Below are 19,209 nucleotides of genomic sequence, written 5' to 3'. Positions count from 1 at the left end.
TTTAAACTAAGGGATGTAGTGCATTTACGTACAATTGTTGGTTAGGAGGACACAAGACATGACAGAATTTGAAAATAATCAAGTGGAAAATGGGAATGAATCAATGGAAGCTGCTTTGGATAATTTCCAAGAAGTGAACGTTGGCGATATTGTCAAAGGTGAAGTTTTAGCCATCGAAGACAAACAAGCGATCGTTGGCATCGAAGGAGCAGGTGTAGAAGGAGTCGTTCCAGCAAAAGAATTGTCTACATTGCCTGTTGAGGATATCAATGAAGTGGTCAAAGTGGGCGATGTTTTAGAGTTAGTTGTTATTTCTGCAATCGGTAAAGATAAAGAAAACGGCAGCTATCTACTTTCAAAACGTCGTTTAGACGCGAAGAAAGTTTGGGAAGATATCGAAAAAGATTTCCAAGCAGGTAAGATTATTGAAGCGCCTGTAACAAATGTAGTCAAAGGTGGCTTAGTTGTTGATGTTGGCGTACGCGGATTTGTGCCAGCTTCGATGGTTGAGGACCACTTTGTAGCTGATTTTGAAGATTATAAAGGCAAGACACTTACCTTTAAGATTGTTGAGATCGAACCTTCTGAGAACCGCTTGATTTTATCCCATAAAGCAGTGGTTGAGGCTGAAAAAGAGAAACAAAAAGAAGCCTTGCTAGCTGATCTTTATGAAGGTCAAGAAATCGAAGGGAAAGTTGCACGATTGACCGATTTTGGGGCTTTCGTTGACTTGGGTGGAATTGATGGTTTAGTACACGTTTCAGAAATTTCTCATGCCCATGTAGGCAAACCGAGTGATGTTTTATCTGTTGGTGATACTGTCAATGTCCGTGTCTTATCCGTTGATCCAAATAAAGAACGCGTATCGTTATCGATCAAAGATACATTGCCTGGGCCTTGGAGCAATATCGAAGAACAAGCACCCGTTGGTAGTGTTTTAGATGGTGTAGTAAAACGACTAACTAGTTTTGGTGCTTTTGTGGAAGTCTTCCCTGGTGTAGAAGGATTGATCCACATTTCGCAAATCTCACATAAACATATTGCAACGCCTCATGAAGTGTTGCATGAAGGTGATCAAGTGCAAGTGAAAGTTCTTGAAGTGAATCCAACCGATCATCGGATTGCTTTGAGCATCAAAGCACTAGAAAAAGCCGAAGAAGCGGAAGAAGTGCCTGCAGAAGATGACTATGAATTACCAGAAGAATCCACTGGTTTTACCATGGGTGATATCTTGGGCGATGCGTTGAAAGATAACGACGAAGAATAATCTAGCCTAGCAGCTTATAACGATTCGTTTTTTGAATTTGTTATAAGCTGCTTTTTTGTTTGTCATCAAGACTTGCAAGTTAGGGATGCATTAGGTAAACTAAGAAAGATTGAAAAGCAGAAGCAGCTGTATTCAGCAGTTTGCTTCTTATAAATGGAGGGTAAAAAATGTCAAATCCAACAATTGCGATCGTCGGACGTCCGAATGTCGGGAAATCGACTATTTTCAACCGGATTGCCGGAGAACGAATCTCGATCGTTGAGGATACTCCGGGTGTGACGAGAGACCGAATTTATGCAACAGGTGAATGGTTAGGTCGAGAGTTCAGTATTATCGATACAGGTGGAATCGACTTAGGCGATGAGCCGTTTATGGATCAAATCAAACATCAAGCAGAAATTGCGATCGATGAAGCAGATGTGATCGTCTTCATTACGAGTGCCAGAGAAGGTGTGACGGATGCAGATGAACTTGTTGCTCGCCTTTTGTATAAGAGCAATAAACCTGTGATTCTAGCGGTCAATAAAGTCGACAATCCAGAAATGCGTGCAGATATCTATGAATTCTATACATTAGGATTAGGTGATCCGTATCCAATATCTGGCAGTCATGGATTAGGGATCGGTGATGTGCTTGATGAAGCCGTTAAGCATTTTACAGAAGAAGCAGAGGAAGAGGACGAATCGATCATCAAATTTAGTTTGATTGGGCGACCAAATGTCGGGAAATCTTCGTTAATCAATGCGATTTTAGGTGAAGAACGTGTCATCGTTTCGGATATCGAAGGAACGACCCGGGATGCGATCGATACTCATTTTACAAGTGAAAATGGGCAAGAGTTCACTATGATTGATACTGCAGGAATGCGTAAAAAAGGAAAAGTTTACGAATCAACAGAGAAATACAGTGTCATGCGAGCGATGCGTGCCATCGAACGTTCCGATGTGGTTCTAATGGTCTTGAATGCAGAAGAAGGAATTCGTGAACAGGACAAACGAATCGCTGGCTATGCTCATGAAGCTGGCCGTGGGATCATCCTAGTTGTCAATAAATGGGATCTGCTAAAAAAAGAAACCAATACCATGCGAGACTTTGAAGCGGAGATTCGTGATGAGTTTCAATACTTAGATTATGCCCCAATCATCTTTGTTTCAGCGGCAACGAAACAGCGGTTAAATCAATTGCCAGCTTTGATCGAAGAAGTCAGCATGAATCAAAACATGCGTATCCCTTCTGCATTATTGAATGATGTGATCATGGATGCAGTAGCCATCAATCCAACGCCAACGGATAAAGGAAAACGATTGAAGATTTTTTATGCGACACAAGTTGCGGTCAAGCCACCAACATTTGTTATTTTTGTTAATGAAGAAGAGTTGATGCATTTTTCTTATGCGCGCTTTTTAGAGAATCAGATCCGGAAAGCATTTACTTTTGAAGGAACTCCGATTCGAATCATTCCAAGAAGACGAAAGTAGCGATTTTATCATACTTTGCTGCTTTTGACAAAGAATTCTATTCTTTTGACAGAAAAACGATAAATCCTAAAAAAAACAGTAGTAAAAACGTTAAAATCCTTGATATTACAACGTTCTTATGATAACGTTATATCAGAATATTGATGGATATCAATATTTGACAAAAACCTTGGACCACTCAAGATTTTTGTTGATGTATGACATCAAAAAAATAATCAGGAGGTGAAACCATCCATGGCAAATAAAGCAGAATTAATCGAAAAAGTTGCAGCAGCTACTGACTTGACAAAGAAAGACGCTACAGCAGCAGTAGACGCTGTCTTCTCAACAATTCAAGACGCTTTAGCTAACGGTGAAAAAGTTCAATTGATCGGCTTTGGTAACTTTGAAGTTCGTTCTCGTGCAGAACGCAAAGGACGTAACCCACAAACTGGTGAAGAAATCAAGATCCCTGCTAGCAAAGTACCTGCATTCAAACCAGGTAAAGCTCTTAAAGACGCAGTGAAATAATTGAGTCTTCCAAACCCTTGAGTAATCAAGGGTTTTTTTGTACATAAATTTACTTATCCCTATTTTCATCAAAAATCCAATGTAGATCCGTCTACTAAAAGTACATTTATCGGATCAATTGCAAAAAAATTCAGAAAATTCATTGACAAGAATTTTTTTTCGCGCTATATTATTAAACAATTACAAGAAAACAGCAAATATTTTAATGAAGGAGCCATTTTTCATGCGCAATTTTAATCAATATTTATTAGTCATTATTATTGAGACCAGGACTTAGAACACGGAAGCAAAATTTATCCGTTTGTTTGAGTCCTATTTGCGTAAGTAAAATGGGATTCTGGCAAAGCATCCCAGTTTATTATAAACCGGGGTGCTTTTTTTTATGAAATAGGCGGGAGATGATGGAATTGAGAAGTGATCAGATAAAAAAAGGCATTGAGGCAGCTCCAGCAAGGAGTTTGCTTTATGCGACAGGACAAGTAAAAAATATCCAAGATATGAATAAGCCTTTTATTGCCATTTGCAACTCGTATATCGATATCGTACCTGGTCACGTCCATCTGCGAGAACTAGCAGATATTGCCAAAGAAGCCATTCGAGAAGCCGGGGGGATTCCTTTTGAATTCAATACAATTGGGGTAGATGATGGAATCGCCATGGGACATATCGGGATGCGTTACTCATTGCCAAGTCGTGAACTGATTGCTGACTCAGCTGAAACAGTCATCAATGCCCATTGGTTCGATGGTGTTTTTTACATCCCCAACTGCGATAAAATTACGCCTGGGATGATCTTAGCAGCTATGCGTACCAATGTGCCAGCAATTTTCTGCTCTGGGGGACCTATGAAAGCCGGGATTGATCCTAGAGGCCATCAGACGACGTTATCTTCCATGTTCGAAGCAGTAGGCGCCTTTAAAGAGGGCAAAATGTCACAGGCAGATTTTGAATTCATGGAAAAAAATGCTTGTCCCACCTGTGGTTCCTGTGCCGGCATGTTCACAGCCAATTCCATGAACTGTCTTTTGGAAATCTTAGGATTGGCATTACCAGGAAATGGGACGATTCTGGCAGTTTCGCAAGAACGACGGGAACTTGTTCGCAAAGCGGCATTCCATCTGATGGATTTAGTGAAGAATCAAGTCAAGCCCCGGGATATCGTAACAGAGGAAGCCATCGATGATGCGTTTGCTCTTGATATGGCAATGGGGGGCTCTACCAATACCGTCTTGCATACATTAGCTATTGCGAACGAAGGGGAGATCGATTATGACTTGAGGCGGGTCAATGAGATTGCCGAACGAGTTCCTTATCTCTCAAAAATTGCGCCATCTTCCGCTTATTCCATGCATGATGTCCATACAGCTGGCGGCGTCTCTGCCATTATACGGCAATTGGTCGATATCGAGGGGGCGATCCATCCAGATCGGCTGACAGTCACTGGCAAAACCTTGCGGGAAAATGTCGCTCAGGCGACAATCAAAAATGAAGAAGTGATTCATCCAAAGGAGAATCCGTACAGCCCTGTCGGCGGCTTATCGATCCTTTACGGCAATCTTGCGCCTCAGGGAAGTGTCATCAAAGTGGGGGGGGTTGACCCAAGCATTCAGCTTTTTAAAGGAAAAGCAATTTGTTTCGATTCTCATGATGATGCAGTAGCCGCAATCGACAATCATACGGTCCAAAAAGGGCATGTCGTGGTGATCCGCTATGAAGGGCCTAAAGGAGGTCCCGGGATGCCGGAAATGTTGGCGCCGACTTCGAGTATTGTTGGACGAGGGTTAGGCAAAGAGGTTGCACTGATCACAGATGGACGCTTTTCAGGGGCCACGAGAGGGATCGCAGTTGGGCATATCTCTCCTGAGGCGGCAGCCGGTGGACCGATCTCTTTGATCCGTGATGGAGATGACATCGTGATTGATCTGCAAAATCGTTCATTGGAAGTTTTAGTCTCAGAGGAAGAATTCATGCTGCGCGCACAAACACGTCCCAAGTTTAGGGCTAAAGTGAAGAAAGGCTGGCTGGCACGATATACGGCGTTAGTCACATCAGCAAATACCGGGGCGATCATGAAAATCAGCGAGGAGGAGGAAGCATAATGGAGAATATCCAGTTGAATGAAGTAACTCGAACCGGTGCCGAAGTGTTAGTCGATAGCTTGCAGAAACAAGCAGTAGAACTGATTTTCGGGTATCCTGGCGGAGCGGTCTTGCCATTATATGACCAACTCTACGATGCTGCGATTCCGAATATTTTAGCGCGTCACGAACAAGGCGCTGTCCACGCAGCAGAAGGCTATGCCAAAGCCACCGGAAAAGCCGGCGTTGTCCTAGTGACTAGTGGACCAGGAGCCACCAATGTGGTAACAGGCATCGCTGATGCCATGAGTGATTCCGTTCCATTAGTGGTGATCACCGGTCAAGTAGCAACAGCCGGTATTGGCAAAGATGCTTTTCAAGAGGCGGATATTCTAGGGATCACATTACCGATCACTAAACATAATTATCAAGTTAGACATGTCGATGATTTGCCGCGAGTGATCGCAGAAGCTTTTCATATCGCTACAACGGGTAGAAAAGGTCCAGTGGTGATCGACTTGCCAAAAGATGTCACGCTTCAGCGGACAGCCGCAGTCATTGAACTGCCGATTGAGCGAAAAAGCTATCAACCCACCGTCTTTCCATCTATTTTGCAAATCGAGAAATTGATGAATTGTTTAAAACAAGCAAAACGTCCAGTTGTCTTGGCGGGAGCAGGGGTATGTGCCGCCAATGCAGCCGAAGAATTGCGTTTGTTTGTCGAAACCCATCGTTTGCCGATCGTAACCACGCTCTTAGGTCTTGGATTGGTGCCAACAGATCATCCCTTATTCTTAGGAATGGGAGGCATGCATGGCACGTATGCTGCGAATATGGCATTATCTGAAGCGGATTTGATCATCAATATTGGCTCACGTTTTGATGACCGATTAGCAACAGCCGGCAGTCAATTTGGACAACAGGCAATCATTGCTCATATCGATATTGATCCTGCAGAAATCGGAAAAGTCGTTCAAACAACCATTCCGATCGTGGCGGATGCGAAAGCAGCTTTGACCCAGTTGCTGCGCTATCCTGCGGAGGAATTAGATTGCAAGGAATGGCTCAATCGTTGTCAAAAACGAAAAAAAGAACATCCTTATCGGTATGACCGCGAGGAAACAAAGGAAATCAAGCCGCAAAAATTGATTGAAGAAGTGGGACGCTTGACGAAAGGGGAAGCCGTTATTGTTACCGATGTTGGTCAACACCAAATGTGGGTCGCTCAATACTATCCTTTCCGATTTCCCAAACAGCTGATCACTAGCGGAGGTTTAGGAACAATGGGGTATGGCATCCCCGCAGGCATAGGGGCAAAATTTGCTTGTCCTGAAAAAAAGATAGTCGTTTTTGTAGGCGATGGCGGTTTCCAAATGACCAATCAAGAGTTTGCTCTGCTAAATGATTATGGTCTGGATGTCAAATTCATTTTGATGAATAACCGCTCTCTTGGGATGGTACGGCAATGGCAAGAAACGTTTCATAATGAACGCCGTTCTGCTTCTGTATTTGCTAAACAGCCAAATTTTGGCCAATTAGCAGAAGCATATGGCATCAATAGTGTGCGGATCGAAACCCCAGATCAATTGATCAACGATTTGGCCGATGCATTGCTAGAACCTGGTGCACGACTAATCGAGGTACTGATCTCGCCAACGGAACATGTGCTGCCAATGATTCCACCAGGAAAAGCCAATCATGAGATGATAGGAGTTTAAAAGACTATGAAACGTATCCTTGCCGCCATTGTGCATAACGAAGCTGGTGTTTTAAGCCGCGTCACCAGTGTGTTGAATCGTCGTCAGGTGAATATCGAAAGTATTTCAGTTGGGACCACCGAACAGCCGGAATTTTCGCGAATGACGATCATTATCAACGCAGAAAACCTACTGGAGACAGAACAAGTGACAAAGCAATTGAATAAGCAAATCGATGTCTTAAAAGTTTCAGATATTACAGAAGACCCCCATATTGAACGGGAATTAGTGCTGATCAAAGTGAACGCGCCAACGACTACACGTTCGGAGATCCAAGCTGTGATTGAACCATTCCGAGCCCACATCGTTGATGTTGCATTGAAGACTATCGTGGTTCAAGTAGCGGGAGACTCAGAGAAAGTAGCAGCCTGTATCGACGTGTTGCGGCCTTATGGAATCAAGCAAATGGCCCGTACCGGTGTGACAGGTTTCACTAGAGGTTAAATGCAAGAACAGTTGCTTTTAATAAAAAAAGATTTCGGAGGGAAGCATACATGGTAAAAGTATATTATAACGAAGTAACAGACAATTTAGGAGATAAGACTATTGCAATCATTGGTTACGGTTCTCAAGGACACGCCCATGCACAGAATTTACGGGATACAGGGCACGACGTCGTGATCGGGATTCGTGCAGGGAAATCAGCTGAGAACGCAAAGAATGATGGTTTTACCGTGCTTCCAGTTTCTGAAGCTGTACAACAAGCAAATGTTGTGATGATCTTAGCTCCTGATGAGATCCAAGGAGAACTTTACGAGAAGGAAATTGCGCCTAATCTTTCTGCAGGTGATACATTAGCCTTTGCTCATGGCTTTAATATTCATTTTGAGGTCATCACGCCTCCACAAGAGGTGGATGTCTTCCTGGTGGCACCTAAAGGACCAGGCCATTTGGTGCGCCGGACCTTTAGCGAAGGATTTGCTGTCCCTGCGTTGTTTGCTGTTTATCAAGATGCTACTGGCAATGCACAAGAGACAGCCTTGTCCTATGCCAAAGGAATCGGGGCTACAAGAGTCGGTGTACTAGAAACAACGTTCAAGGAAGAGACGGAAACAGACTTGTTTGGGGAACAAGCCGTATTGTGTGGCGGATTGACAAGTATGATCGAGGCTGGGTTTGAAACACTGGTAGAAGCCGGCTATCAGCCAGAATTAGCCTATTTTGAAGTTTGTCACGAAATGAAACTGATTGTTGACTTGATTTATGAAGGAGGCTTCGCCAAGATGCGTGATTCAATCTCCAATACAGCAGAGTATGGGGATTATGTCTCTGGTTCACGAATCATTACCGAACAAACAAAAGCCAATATGAAGAATGTCTTGAAAGATATTCAAAACGGCACGTTTGCCAAAGGATTTATTGCGGATAATCAAGCTGGTTTTCCGGAATTCAAAAAAATGCGGGAACAAAACGGGAATCATCCAATCGAAAAAGTTGGGTCAGAATTAAGAAAAATGATGCCTTTTGTTACGAAAGATTAAGGAGGAACAGTGATTGCTGGTATCTGTCGATCAAATAGAACAAGCACATGAAAGCTTGCAATCAGTCGTTTCAAAGACACCTTTACAGTATGATCGGTTTTTATCCGAGAAGTATCAAGCGACTGTCTTGCTGAAACGGGAGGATCTTCAGAAGGTCCGATCGTTTAAACTGCGGGGGGCATATTATGCAATCGCACAGCAAGATCCGGCTATACTGAAGCGGGGGGTTGTCTGTGCAAGTGCCGGCAATCATGCCCAAGGGGTCGCCTATACCTGTCATGAATTGAAAGTGTCGGCGGTTATCTTTATGCCGACGACGACACCACAACAAAAAGTAGCGCAAGTTTTGTTTTTTGGCGGTGATTTTGTCCGTATCGAACTTGTCGGTGATACCTTCGATGCATCCGCCGAGGCAGCCCAGCACTATGCCAAAGACCATCGAATGGCGTTTATTGATCCCTTTGATGATCCCGCCATTATTGCAGGCCAAGGAACATTGGCAGTTGAACTGATGGCAGAAGCAAAGCAGCGCAATTATTCTATCGATTATGTTGTGGCAGCAATTGGCGGTGGCGGGTTGATCAGTGGTGTTGCAACTTATTTGAAAGCAAAACAGCCTACAATCTCAATGGTTGGCGCTGAACCTTTAGGTGCCGCTTCGATGCAGGCGGCTTTTGATAATCATGGTCCGACCACATTAGAGCAGATCGATAAATTTGTAGATGGAGCAGCTGTCAAAAAAGTCGGTCAATTGACCTACCAGCATGCGGCCCAGTACGTCGATCGACTAGTAGCGGTAGATGAGGGCTTGATTTGCCAAACTATCTTGGACTTATACAGCAAACAAGCAGTGGTGGCAGAACCAGCGGGAGCACTGAGTGTCGCCGCTCTGGAATTGATCAAAGAAGAGATTAAAGGGAAAACCGTTGTTTGTATTATCAGCGGCGGCAATAATGATAGCACTCGAATGGCAGAGATTGAGGAAAAGTCCTTGATTTATCAAGGACTAAAACATTATTTTGTAGTCAATTTTCCTCAAAGACCTGGGGCGTTGAAAGAATTCGTTAGCAATATTTTGGGTCCTACGGATGATATCACTCGATTTGAATACACCAAAAAAATCAATCGCGGAACAGGACCAGTACTGTTAGGGATTCTGCTAAAAAGGCAAGAAGATCTGCCCCCACTACTGGCGCGAATGTCAAGATTTGATCCACAATATATTGATTTGCGGGACAATCAATCTCTCTATACTCTTCTTGTTTGATTTTATGAACCAAGCGTTACGAAACAAACGACCTTTTTTAAAAAAGAGGTCGTTTGTTTTTTGATTTCAAATCCATGACTTTCCCTCATCCTTTCGCTAGTTAGTAGGTGAAATGGTTGATTCTTGTTATAATAGAAGTAACAAATCGTAGATGGGGGGCGGATGTATGGAATTTGTCTTTTCTAGAAAAGAACAGCAGACGCAAATCTTGTATGGAGAAACATTGAATGCTGTTTTACGGACGCAGGAAATTTCCAATGATCAAGTCATCATTCTCACAAATCAGCGGTATTATGATCGTTTCTCTGAAAAACTGACCCGTTTGTTTTTACCCAAAGAAGTCAGCTGGTATATTTGTACCAATCAAATGTATTGCAATAATTTTACGGAATTTCAGGCCTTTATGTCCTTCCTAAGCCGCTTTTCGAAACAGGAGAACTATTTGATCGTGGGTTTCGGCAATGAAGGCGTGCTGGCGTTAAGCAGTTTTATTCACTACACGTCGATTCTGACGAGCGATCTTTGGTTGATTCCGGTGTCTTTACGGGCGTTAGCTAAAAGTGTCAAAGAATCTGCGATCATTGTTAAGAAACCAGATATCCCTGTTTTGCAAAGTCCCAATGTACCGCAAGTGGTCGTATACGATCAAACGATTGCTGAAAAACAAAAAGATGGGAAATTGGTGGACTTGCTTGTATTGATTCGTTGCGGACTGCTCACGGATCAAGCTTTTCTGCGGGAACTCTTTCGTACGTTTCTGACAGAAAAACAAGTAAACAATCGTTCGTTTGCAGCGTATACAGATCGGGTGATCCAAGCCTATCAAGCAAATGGTGCAGCACTTGAAGAATATGGACAAGTCTTTACAGATGCTTTTTATAAGACGGAAAATGGACATTTGCTGTCTGATGCAATGAAACTTTTTTATGGCCTACTCTTTCACTTAATCTGGAATGTTCAACAACAGCAGTTAGCAGTCAAATTAGATAAGCTTTGCTTGTGGCTTGACCAATTGGGGTACCCCCTCGTATTGCCTGACCAACTATCTTTAAGCGACTATTTTCAGCAAGTTCTGCTGTTACAGAAAAAAGAGAAAAAACTGCTTTTTTTATCAGAAATTGGTACAATAGGGGGCAGAACTAGCGCATTAGAAGAGGATCTCGTCCAGACAATGAGCGCTTACCAAACAATAATCAATCAGATAAGAGGAACTTAGATGGAAACATATAGTGAAAAAATGTTACAGGCATTAGCAGCCGAGAATTTAGCTGATGCACAATTGAATTTTGCAAAAGCCCTGCAATCAGATCAAAATGAAGTCTTAGCCGAATTAGGAGAAGAATTGATCCAAATCGGCTTTTTAGAAGAAGCAAGAGAAGTATTTGATACACTGCAAGAACGTGACCCCGAAAATGAAGAATGGTTGCTATCGTTAGCAGAAATCGCTATGGAAAATGATCAAATCGACGAAGCTTTTGATTATCTAGATCGGATCACACCGCAAAGCTCTTTTTATCCACGAGCATTATTGAGCAGTGCTGATCTCTATCAATTGATTGGGATCCCTGAAGTCAGTGAAGCAAAATTATTGGAAGCCCAAAAGCTGCTGCCCAAAGAATCGCTGATTCGTTTTGCACTAGCGGAATTGTATTTTTCAACCGACCGTTATCAAGAAGCGGCAGAGTTTTATCAAGGATTACTAAGTGAAAATATCCAGGAAATCACAGGTATTTCCTTATTGGAACGGACCGGAGCCGCATTGAGTATGGCTGGGAAATTTGAAGAAGCCATCGAATATCTGGAAGCAAGTCTAGCTGAGGATCAAACAGATGACCGTCTATTCCAAACCGCTTTAGTTTACTTACAATTAAAAGAAAATGAGCATGCGATTCGATATTTGCAGCAGTTGCGGGCACTGAATCCGCAATACCGTTCCTTGTATCTCTATTTAGCAGAGGCATTACAAGAAGAAGAGCAACTGGAAGAGGCACAAACTGTCATTGAAGAAGGAATCCATGAAGATCCATTTCAAGTGGATTTTTATCATTTTGCATCAGAAAATGCGTATCGGTTGCATGACAGCGAAGCAGCCGAGTCCTTCTTATTAAAAGCCCTTGAGACGGGGGAAAAAGAAGATGAAACCCTTCTTACACTAAGTAATCTTTATTTGAATGAAGAGCGTTGGCAAGAAGCTGTGTTGGCTATCGAGAAGATGGAAGACAATGAACAACCCCATGCTCTATGGAATTTAGCACAGGCTTATAACGCGTTAGAAGAGTTTGACCAAGCAGCGAAGTTCTATGAACAAGCTAATGAAGGATTGCAGCATGAACCAGCTTTTATGAAAGAATATGGATTGTTCTTAAGAGAAGAAGGACGATTATCAGAAGCTCTACCTTTACTGAGACATTATCTGGCTCACGAACCGGGTGATCTGGAAGTGCAATCAATCGTGGAGGATCTATTAGAAAGATAGGTGAGGGAAATGAACATCAATGTACAAGAAAAGAAAAAATTTCTCAATTGGTTAGTTTCTACTGTATCATTCAGCCGACGAGAAGTTTCTTGGGTTCTGAACTACCTAGCAAATCATGAAGCCATTTTGACAAATGTTCATTTTGTTGAAGGGGCGATGCAGACAGATCGGGGGTTGAGTGTTCGCAGTACAGAGATTGGCGGTGAGCCATTTGTATTGACGATCCAGAATCAAACCTTTTATGATATCGATCAAATTTTTCACGAAATCAGGATGAATTGGAAACAGCCGCTTTATTTAGAATGTATCTTTCCAAATCCTTGGGAAAAACCACTTTATTTAGCTGTTCTGGAGGACAACCCTTTTGAACGGTGGAATGACCATGTTGACGAAGAAGTACAAAAAAATGTGACAGAATATCTTGACAAAGAAGCTATGCAGTTAAAAATTGAGAAATTATACCGCCAAATCGATCTTGCTTTGGAAAATGGGGATCGGGATGCTTTTTTGGAATTATCGGATGAAGTCAACCGCTTCAAACTCGATCAAAAAGAAAAAAGTCATTAATAAAGCTATTAAAAAGCGCTCTGTGAAGTAATAAAAACTAGTGGAACAGAAAAGAACCGCAAGAAAGAAGATGACTCCCAGCACCGAGCGTTCGTCGTTTGCAACAGTGTGCAGGAGAAATCAAGTTTCTTGCGGTTTTTTCTTTATAATTAGATAGGATGGAAGAATGGGGTTATCCTTTTGATTTTGCTGCCTTGCGTTGCAAAAATCGTGATTTAGGACGTAAATAAGTGAAGCCTTCCCCTTCAACTTCATGGACATTGATCACCGACACGAACGCTTGTTGATCGAAGTCGGCAACGATCCGTTTGACCTCTGAAATTTCCCGGCCGCTTACTACCATATAAATGATCCGTTTATTACCACCGGAATAGGCTCCTTCCCCATTTAAAAAGGTGACGCCTCGTTCCAATTCATTCATTAAGACAGGAGCAATTTCTTCACTATGATTACTGATAACAATGATCCCTTTTGCTGAATAGCCGCCATCTAGGATCGAATCAATCACGCGAGCGAAAACATAGGAAAAGATTAGCGTGTACATCATGCGTTTCAAATCGATATAGGTTAAGGAAAGCAATAGAACGAAAACATCAAAGATCAAGAGAGAACGACCAATCGTGATCCCAAAGTTCTTTTCTAGGATCCGGGCTAATACATCCACGCCACCTGTTGTCCCACCAACTTTATAGACAATACCACTGCCGATCCCGGCAATTAGTCCTGCGAGTAACGCAACGATCAGTAAGTCATGCTGCAGATCGATCAATAATGGCACCGTCTGCCAGAAACCTAGCCAAAATGAAAGACCAAAGGTTCCAATCACTGTATAGACTAGCGAACGTCTGCCAAGAATCTTACCTCCTAGCAAAATGATTGGGATATTCAAAATCAGTGTACTGTAAGCGGGATTGATGCCCCATAATGCGCGCATGATCAACGTGATTCCGGTGACGCCGCCTTCAGCTAAATCATTAGGTATATTTAAATAGACGAGACCAAAACCATAGACACTCGTTCCTAGAACAATTAAGGCAATATCGCGGACTGTCCGCCACGAAAAAAAAGATCGCATCCTGTTTCCTCCATTTCTAAATCTCACAAGTACCAATTTAGCACGAAATTTGGCATTAAACAATATGAGCAAGTCGATCCTCTATCTAGGCAGGTGCGTATTCTTTTGCTAAAATGTGAAAGAAAGGGTGAAGAGGATGACAGAAAAACGTTCACTATATGAGATGCAAGAAGAAGTCGATGCCTATATCCAACAATTCAAGGCGGGGTATTTCAGCCCTTTAGCACAGATGGCCCGACTTACTGAGGAAGTCGGCGAGTTGGCAAGGGAAGTCAATCATCACTATGGGGAAAAGGCCAAGAAGAAGACGGAAGTCGAGAAAACAGTTGCTGAAGAACTAGGTGATGTCCTTTTTGTCACCATGATCATGGCAAATTCCATGGGTATCGATTTGACGGAAGTTTTTGAATCCAATATGAAAAAGTTCAACCGCAGAGATGCGTATCGCTTTGAAAGAAAAGATGGGAAAACGAATGAAGCTGACTAAGTTACCACAAGAATTTGAACAAGCAATCCCTGTATTGCAAAGAATCGAAGCAGCCGGTTTTGATGCCTACTTTGTGGGAGGGAGTGTCAGAGATACAATCTTAGGACAGCCAATCCATGATGTAGATATTGCAACAAGTGCCTTTCCAGCAGAGATCAAAGAACTTTTTCCTCGTACCATCGATTTGGGTATCGAGCACGGAACAGTCCTTGTTTTATGGGAAAATGAACAATATGAGATCACGACTTTTCGGACAGAAGAAGCCTATCAAGATTTCCGTCGGCCAGACAAAGTTGCTTTTGTGCGCTCTTTGGCTGAAGATTTGAAGCGCAGAGATTTTACGATCAACGCTTTTGCTCTGAAAAAAGATGGTGAAATCATTGATTTGTTTGATGGACTGGCAGACCTGCAACAGAAAATTCTGCGAGCAGTGGGTCAGCCGCACGAACGATTTCATGAAGATGCACTACGGATGATGCGGGGCTTGCGCTTTGTCAGTCAATTGGGCTTTGCATTGGAACCACGAACATTTGAGGCAATTTATGACAATCATCAGCTATTGGCAAAAATATCCGTAGAGAGAATCACCATCGAGTTCGTCAAATTGCTGTTAGGGGCACATCGCAATTCAGCTTTAAAGGCTTTTGTAGCGACTGAATGTTATCTCTATTGTCCAGGACTGAAACAAGCCGGTGAAGCTCTGTTGCGAATGGCTGATTTACCGGAGAGACCATTGAACAATGAAGCTTCTGCCTGGACACTATTGATTGACCAGATTGGACTTTCTACAGCAGAAGTTCGTCCTTTTTTGAAGCAATGGAAGTGTTCCAATGAATTGATTCGGATGGTCCAATCATTATTCGAGGGAGTATTGCTGCGGAAAGCAGGGCCGTTTAGTGATGAAGCATTGTACCATCTGGGCAGCGAGGCCGCTCGACTATCAGAAGAATTGATGTACTATTATGGTCAAGAGGTAGATCCCTCTATTAGTCAAGCTCGCTACCAGGCGTTGCCAATCCATTCACTTAAAGACTTGGCCATCAATGGGCGCGACTTGCTGAGCCACTTTGACCAATCCGGCGGTCCTTGGATGAAAGAAGTGCTAGCAGCTGCCGAAAAAGCGGTGATTGAGAGACGAGTCGCAAATGAAGAGAAAGCATTATTGGCTTTTGCTAAAACAATCGTATTAAATAACCCATAAATAAGCAGGTGAGAAAACAATGATCGAAAAAGAATTTTTGGTTACCGAGGAAGATACGGCTCTTGCAGTTGGATCCGGAGGACTGCCTGTCTTAGCGACCCCTCGTTTGGCTGCCATGGTAGAAGCTGTCTGTTTTGAAGCATTGGAATCGCGTATAGCGTCTGGTAAGACAACAGTAGGAACACAATTTACGATCGAGCACCGGGCGGCTTCAGGAATCGGTGCAACCGTTCAGGTATGCTGTGAAGAGATCTCGAATGAAAAGACCTATGGGTTTGCTTTTCGTGTCTATGAAAACAATCAACTGTTAGCGACAGGTACACATCATCGAGCGGTGGTCGATATCGAAGGTTTTTTAAAAAAAGTGAGCGAGAAAGAAAGTTAATTTGTGCTCCTTAGCGGACAATGTGTTAAAATTGAAATGTATTATTAAAAAAAAGGAGCGTTATGTCATGGCAAGAGAAATGAAAGCATTGAAATTTTATTTCCGTAATGGAGAAACATGGACGATTGAGCGCCGTTATATTGGAGATTTGTGGATCAAGCAAATCACTACTAGTTTTGGCCGCATCCACGGAAGCGAATTTGTTGAGATCCATCCTTGTGCAGGATTCAAAATTGAAATCTTCCAAGAAGGGGATCATGTTGCAACACATGATATCAATTTAGGTGGATTGGAATTAGGTATGTTCGCCCGCGCTTTGAAATACGAAGATATTGAACGAATGGAAATTCTTTACCGCAATGGAACACCTGATCTTGTGTATTTCCCATACAAAGACAAAGATACTGAAGGATTAGATAACGTTTATCAATCAACAAAAATCAGTGAAAAAACAAAAAGCTTGTATATTGTGATTGATCCAAACCAAACAGTCGAAGACGTTTACCAAGAACATTTTGAAGAATAAAAAAAAGCAGAACTGAGAGCTTCTCTCTGGTTCTGCTTTTTCATTACAATCACTGATAAGTGCGAAAAAAGTCGGTATATTTTTTTAATAAAAGATAGTCTTGGCTGACGGCATCTTTAAGTATGATTTTGTCTCCAAGCAAGCTTTTACGAGCATTTTGGATGATGCGGTGTTGAATATCATGATCGATCAAGTAATCGATCTCAGTACGTTTGATTTCCGGAGAAGCACTCTCGCGATTTTTTTCAAGATACTGCAAAAGATCATATTCAAGATGTCCGGCATCATTGATTACTCGTTTATATTCGATTTTGTCTACCTTCACACGATCACGCTCCTTTATATGATAAGTTACCTTATTTCCGGAGTAATGTAAAAAAAATCTATATGAATTAGTAAATTTTTAAACACCTGTTTGGTATTGCATCTAAACTACTTCGCGCTTAGAAGAAACAGCTAGGTGTGTCGCAAGACTTAAACAGAAAATGAAAACAAAGGAGAAACAAATGAAAAAAGCAAGAGTTATCGTTGTTAGTGGAGTGACTGCTTCAGGGAAAACCACCTTTATCCAAAAGGTCGCCAATCTATGTCCCGGTACAGCAGTTTTATCTTTTGATGATTATAGTATCGATGCATTGCCTTGTGCGCCATCCTCTGAGGCTCTGTTAAAAGAACCCTACGAAGCAATCAATCAATTTGATATTCAACCATTGATAAATGACCTAAAACAAATCATTCATCACTGTACGCTGATCTTGATCGATTTTCCGTTTGGGTATGTCCATCAGCAACTCGCACCTTCTATCGACAAGGTCATTTATTTAAGAACACCTCTGGATATTGTCTTAGGTAGACTAATCATTAGAGACTTTCAACAACAGCCAGAGAAAATTATTAATTGGGTCACGGGGTATCTAGAGGAAGCGCGCCCGCTTTTTTTGATGCACGAAGAAATCATTTCTCCACAAGCAGATTATATTCGAGATGGGACGATTGATCTTCAAGACCAAATGACTTGGTTCAAAGAAGAAGTTCTAGCGGAAAAAACGATTTTCGCAGAATGATTGTTGGAATTTGGAAAACCACTTGTCACGCAAAGAATAAGGTGATCTTTTGAGAGATAAAAAAAGGGAATATGGGGGTAAGCAAAGCTTTCTTTGATTCTATACTTTCCCTTTCTGTATTATTATTTATGCGCATATTTATCCTGTAGTTGAAAAATAGCATTTTTAACAATTAAAAACAACTTACGCTTTTGTCATCTATCTATTTTAAAGTGAACTTATGGGGATAGCACAAAAATAAAAAGCCGACTGCAATGCTTGATTATCAGCAAGTGCAGTCGACTTAAAATGAATTATTTTGTTTCACGGTGTAAAGTAACTTTTCTTTCACGTGGGCAATATTTTTTCTTTTCCAAACGATCAGGATTGTTACGTTTGTTTTTGTTTGTTAAGTAGTTGCGTTCTTTACAAGAAGTGCACTCTAATGTGATGTTTACGCGCATGTTTTTCCCTCCCATATATTCAAGAATCCTCTAAGATTTCTCTCAGACTAAAATATAATAGCATGTTTGGCAAAGGAATGCTAGTAGTTTAATGAAATTTGTTAAGTAATTTTACTTGACGAATTTTTGATTGAAATCAACTATTTTCATCCAATTTATTTTTCACGTCTTCGATCATTTTTGTATAAGCAATCGGGCCGTTATACAGCCAGCTGGATTCAGGTCCAAACTCCCAAAGATTTCCTTCTTTGACCGCTTTAAGATTTTGCCAAACTTGGTCTTTGAAAAAGTCGGCGCCTTGATCGCTATTTACTAGAATCATGTAATCAGCATCTAATTCAGCTAATTTCTCCAAAGAAACGGCAGACCAGTCAGCTGTTGCTGTTTTGCTGATCTCAGAAACAAGTGGCGGTACAGAGAATCCTAGTTCATGATAGAGGAGCTGACCGCTGGAACGGTCGTCAGCAACCATAAAAGCAGAATTGTTGGTGACCCAGAGAACAGCCACCGACTTCCCATTGATTTTACCTGAAAATTCTTGCTTAGTTGTTTTTACTAAGTCATCATAGTCTTTTTCTACGGTTTTTGCTTGATCTTCTTTATGAAGAACTTTTGCGATATCTGTCAAACGGTCTCGCCAAGAGACATCCTCACCATTTTTGACTACATAAGTAGGGGCGATTTTGCTGTATTGTGCATATTTATCCCCTTCAACCATCGTATTGCTGTCGATCAGCAACAAGTCTGGTTCATAACTTAAGACGTCCTCATAGGGCAAGTCGTAGTTGATCCTTGGTACATCACTTAGTTTCTCTTGCAAATAGCCTTGATCACTGTTATTACCAACGGTCCATTGCGCTACAGGTGTGACGTTCAAGGCTACTAAGTAATCTTCTAAATAACTGCCAATGATTCGCTTTGGATCATCGGGGATTGTTACTTCATGTCCAGCCGCATCTTTCAGTGTTGCCGTCTCAGCTGAGGAAGATGACTTGGTATTATTGGAATTAGCTGAACAAGCACTCAATGCTGTTAAGCTAATCAGAGCACAAGACAGCCAAAAAAGTGTTTTTGTGGTTCGTTTTTTCATTAGGTTCCTCCTTATAGGATAAATGAGAATCATTCTCACCTTCTTTTTGCCATTATC

General features: G+C 41.9%; 19 protein-coding genes and 1 pseudogene. 16 read left to right on the top strand and 4 right to left on the bottom strand.

Features of this window, described 5'->3' with window-relative positions:
• The first annotated feature begins 58 nt into the window (after positions 1-58).
• From rpsA to EG2_RS10980, 11 genes and pseudogenes are all read left to right on the top strand, one after another.
• Positions 59-1,267 (top strand): 30S ribosomal protein S1, encoded by a 1,209-nt coding sequence (gene rpsA / locus EG2_RS11030; protein WP_060814800.1) that lies wholly within the window; start codon positions 59-61, stop codon positions 1,265-1,267.
• A 167-nt stretch (positions 1,268-1,434) separates the two neighbouring features.
• Positions 1,435-2,745 carry a ribosome biogenesis GTPase Der gene (gene der, locus EG2_RS11025; protein ID WP_003126818.1) on the top strand — a complete coding sequence of 437 codons (1,311 nt, stop codon included), beginning with the start codon at positions 1,435-1,437 and terminating at the stop codon, positions 2,743-2,745.
• A 234-nt stretch (positions 2,746-2,979) separates the two neighbouring features.
• A complete protein-coding gene (locus EG2_RS11020; protein ID WP_003126821.1) occupies positions 2,980-3,255 on the top strand; it encodes an HU family DNA-binding protein in 276 nt (91 codons plus the stop codon).
• Positions 3,256-3,662: 407 nt separating this feature from the next.
• Positions 3,663-5,354: a dihydroxy-acid dehydratase gene (ilvD, locus tag EG2_RS11015; RefSeq protein WP_060814832.1), complete on the top strand. Its 1,692-nt coding sequence runs from the start codon at positions 3,663-3,665 to the stop codon at positions 5,352-5,354.
• Entirely contained in the window at positions 5,354-7,051 is a 1,698-nt protein-coding gene (ilvB, locus tag EG2_RS11010) for a biosynthetic-type acetolactate synthase large subunit (protein ID WP_060814799.1), read from the top strand. The genes ilvD and ilvB overlap by 1 nt, the downstream gene beginning before the upstream one ends.
• A gap of 6 nt (positions 7,052-7,057) precedes the next feature.
• Positions 7,058-7,534 (top strand): acetolactate synthase small subunit, encoded by a 477-nt coding sequence (gene ilvN, locus EG2_RS11005; protein ID WP_060814798.1) that lies wholly within the window; start codon positions 7,058-7,060, stop codon positions 7,532-7,534.
• Between the two features lie 38 nt (positions 7,535-7,572).
• Positions 7,573-8,571, top strand: a pseudogene (gene ilvC / locus EG2_RS11000) (ketol-acid reductoisomerase); the annotation flags it as partial.
• Positions 8,572-8,584: 13 nt separating this feature from the next.
• Complete coding sequence (gene ilvA, locus EG2_RS10995) at positions 8,585-9,838, top strand: threonine ammonia-lyase IlvA (RefSeq protein ID WP_060814796.1); 1,254 nt, start codon at positions 8,585-8,587, stop codon at positions 9,836-9,838.
• 166 nt (positions 9,839-10,004) lie between these two features.
• On the top strand, positions 10,005-11,054 hold the full coding sequence (locus EG2_RS10990) for a hypothetical protein (RefSeq protein WP_060814795.1): 1,050 nt from the start codon (positions 10,005-10,007) through the stop codon (positions 11,052-11,054).
• On the top strand, positions 11,055-12,314 hold the full coding sequence (locus tag EG2_RS10985) for a tetratricopeptide repeat protein (protein ID WP_060814794.1): 1,260 nt from the start codon (positions 11,055-11,057) through the stop codon (positions 12,312-12,314).
• Between the two features lie 9 nt (positions 12,315-12,323).
• Complete coding sequence (locus EG2_RS10980; RefSeq protein ID WP_060814793.1) at positions 12,324-12,881, top strand: YpiB family protein; 558 nt, start codon at positions 12,324-12,326, stop codon at positions 12,879-12,881.
• Positions 12,882-13,053: 172 nt separating this feature from the next.
• Here EG2_RS10980 and EG2_RS10975 read toward each other — a convergent pair whose 3' ends face one another.
• On the bottom strand, positions 13,054-13,956 hold the full coding sequence (locus tag EG2_RS10975; protein ID WP_060814792.1) for a YitT family protein: 903 nt from the start codon (positions 13,954-13,956) through the stop codon (positions 13,054-13,056).
• Positions 13,957-14,092: 136 nt separating this feature from the next.
• Here EG2_RS10975 and EG2_RS10970 point away from each other — a divergent pair, with 136 nt between their 5' ends.
• From EG2_RS10970 to EG2_RS10955, 4 genes are all read left to right on the top strand, one after another.
• Positions 14,093-14,443, top strand: a complete 351-nt coding sequence (locus EG2_RS10970) for a nucleotide pyrophosphohydrolase (protein WP_060814791.1) — start codon at positions 14,093-14,095, stop codon at positions 14,441-14,443.
• A complete protein-coding gene (locus EG2_RS10965) occupies positions 14,430-15,644 on the top strand; it encodes a CCA tRNA nucleotidyltransferase (RefSeq protein WP_060814790.1) in 1,215 nt (404 codons plus the stop codon). The genes EG2_RS10970 and EG2_RS10965 overlap by 14 nt, the downstream gene beginning before the upstream one ends.
• A gap of 19 nt (positions 15,645-15,663) precedes the next feature.
• Complete coding sequence (locus EG2_RS10960) at positions 15,664-16,029, top strand: thioesterase family protein (protein ID WP_060814789.1); 366 nt, start codon at positions 15,664-15,666, stop codon at positions 16,027-16,029.
• A gap of 67 nt (positions 16,030-16,096) precedes the next feature.
• A complete protein-coding gene (locus tag EG2_RS10955) occupies positions 16,097-16,555 on the top strand; it encodes a hypothetical protein (protein WP_003126837.1) in 459 nt (152 codons plus the stop codon).
• Between the two features lie 49 nt (positions 16,556-16,604).
• Here the strand turns inward: EG2_RS10955 and EG2_RS10950 are convergent, their stop codons facing one another.
• Positions 16,605-16,880 (bottom strand): hypothetical protein, encoded by a 276-nt coding sequence (locus EG2_RS10950; RefSeq protein ID WP_003126838.1) that lies wholly within the window; start codon positions 16,878-16,880, stop codon positions 16,605-16,607.
• Between the two features lie 181 nt (positions 16,881-17,061).
• Here EG2_RS10950 and EG2_RS10945 point away from each other — a divergent pair, with 181 nt between their 5' ends.
• A complete protein-coding gene (locus tag EG2_RS10945; RefSeq protein WP_060814788.1) occupies positions 17,062-17,619 on the top strand; it encodes a nucleoside/nucleotide kinase family protein in 558 nt (185 codons plus the stop codon).
• Between the two features lie 293 nt (positions 17,620-17,912).
• Here EG2_RS10945 and rpmG read toward each other — a convergent pair whose 3' ends face one another.
• Positions 17,913-18,077, bottom strand: a complete 165-nt coding sequence (gene rpmG / locus EG2_RS10940) for a 50S ribosomal protein L33 (protein WP_369914469.1) — start codon at positions 18,075-18,077, stop codon at positions 17,913-17,915.
• Between the two features lie 121 nt (positions 18,078-18,198).
• Positions 18,199-19,152 carry an ABC transporter substrate-binding protein gene (locus EG2_RS10935; protein WP_060814787.1) on the bottom strand — a complete coding sequence of 318 codons (954 nt, stop codon included), beginning with the start codon at positions 19,150-19,152 and terminating at the stop codon, positions 18,199-18,201.
• Positions 19,153-19,209 lie beyond the last annotated feature (57 nt).

This window comes from Enterococcus gallinarum NBRC 100675 (assembly GCF_001544275.1).
GTDB lineage: Bacteria > Bacillota > Bacilli > Lactobacillales > Enterococcaceae > Enterococcus_D > Enterococcus_D gallinarum.
The sequence above is the reverse complement of the archived record's forward strand: the minus strand, read 5'-3'. Positions and strand labels throughout refer to the sequence as shown.

Bases quoted from the DNA above. Each gene is read 5' to 3' on its own strand.
- rpsA (WP_060814800.1), top strand. From the start codon at position 59: ATGACAGAATTTGAAAATAATCAAGTGGAAAATGGGAATGAATCAATG.
- der (WP_003126818.1), top strand. From the start codon at position 1,435: ATGTCAAATCCAACAATTGCGATCGTCGGACGTCCGAATGTCGGGAAA.
- EG2_RS11020 (WP_003126821.1), top strand. From the start codon at position 2,980: ATGGCAAATAAAGCAGAATTAATCGAAAAAGTTGCAGCAGCTACTGAC.
- ilvB (WP_060814799.1), top strand. From the start codon at position 5,354: ATGGAGAATATCCAGTTGAATGAAGTAACTCGAACCGGTGCCGAAGTG.
- ilvN (WP_060814798.1), top strand. From the start codon at position 7,058: ATGAAACGTATCCTTGCCGCCATTGTGCATAACGAAGCTGGTGTTTTA.
- EG2_RS10990 (WP_060814795.1), top strand. From the start codon at position 10,005: ATGGAATTTGTCTTTTCTAGAAAAGAACAGCAGACGCAAATCTTGTAT.
- EG2_RS10985 (WP_060814794.1), top strand. From the start codon at position 11,055: ATGGAAACATATAGTGAAAAAATGTTACAGGCATTAGCAGCCGAGAAT.
- EG2_RS10980 (WP_060814793.1), top strand. From the start codon at position 12,324: ATGAACATCAATGTACAAGAAAAGAAAAAATTTCTCAATTGGTTAGTT.
- EG2_RS10975 (WP_060814792.1), bottom strand. From the start codon at position 13,956: ATGCGATCTTTTTTTTCGTGGCGGACAGTCCGCGATATTGCCTTAATT.
- EG2_RS10970 (WP_060814791.1), top strand. From the start codon at position 14,093: ATGACAGAAAAACGTTCACTATATGAGATGCAAGAAGAAGTCGATGCC.
- EG2_RS10965 (WP_060814790.1), top strand. From the start codon at position 14,430: ATGAAGCTGACTAAGTTACCACAAGAATTTGAACAAGCAATCCCTGTA.
- EG2_RS10960 (WP_060814789.1), top strand. From the start codon at position 15,664: ATGATCGAAAAAGAATTTTTGGTTACCGAGGAAGATACGGCTCTTGCA.
- EG2_RS10955 (WP_003126837.1), top strand. From the start codon at position 16,097: ATGGCAAGAGAAATGAAAGCATTGAAATTTTATTTCCGTAATGGAGAA.
- EG2_RS10945 (WP_060814788.1), top strand. From the start codon at position 17,062: ATGAAAAAAGCAAGAGTTATCGTTGTTAGTGGAGTGACTGCTTCAGGG.
- rpmG (WP_369914469.1), bottom strand. From the start codon at position 18,077: ATGGGAGGGAAAAACATGCGCGTAAACATCACATTAGAGTGCACTTCT.
- EG2_RS10935 (WP_060814787.1), bottom strand. From the start codon at position 19,152: ATGAAAAAACGAACCACAAAAACACTTTTTTGGCTGTCTTGTGCTCTG.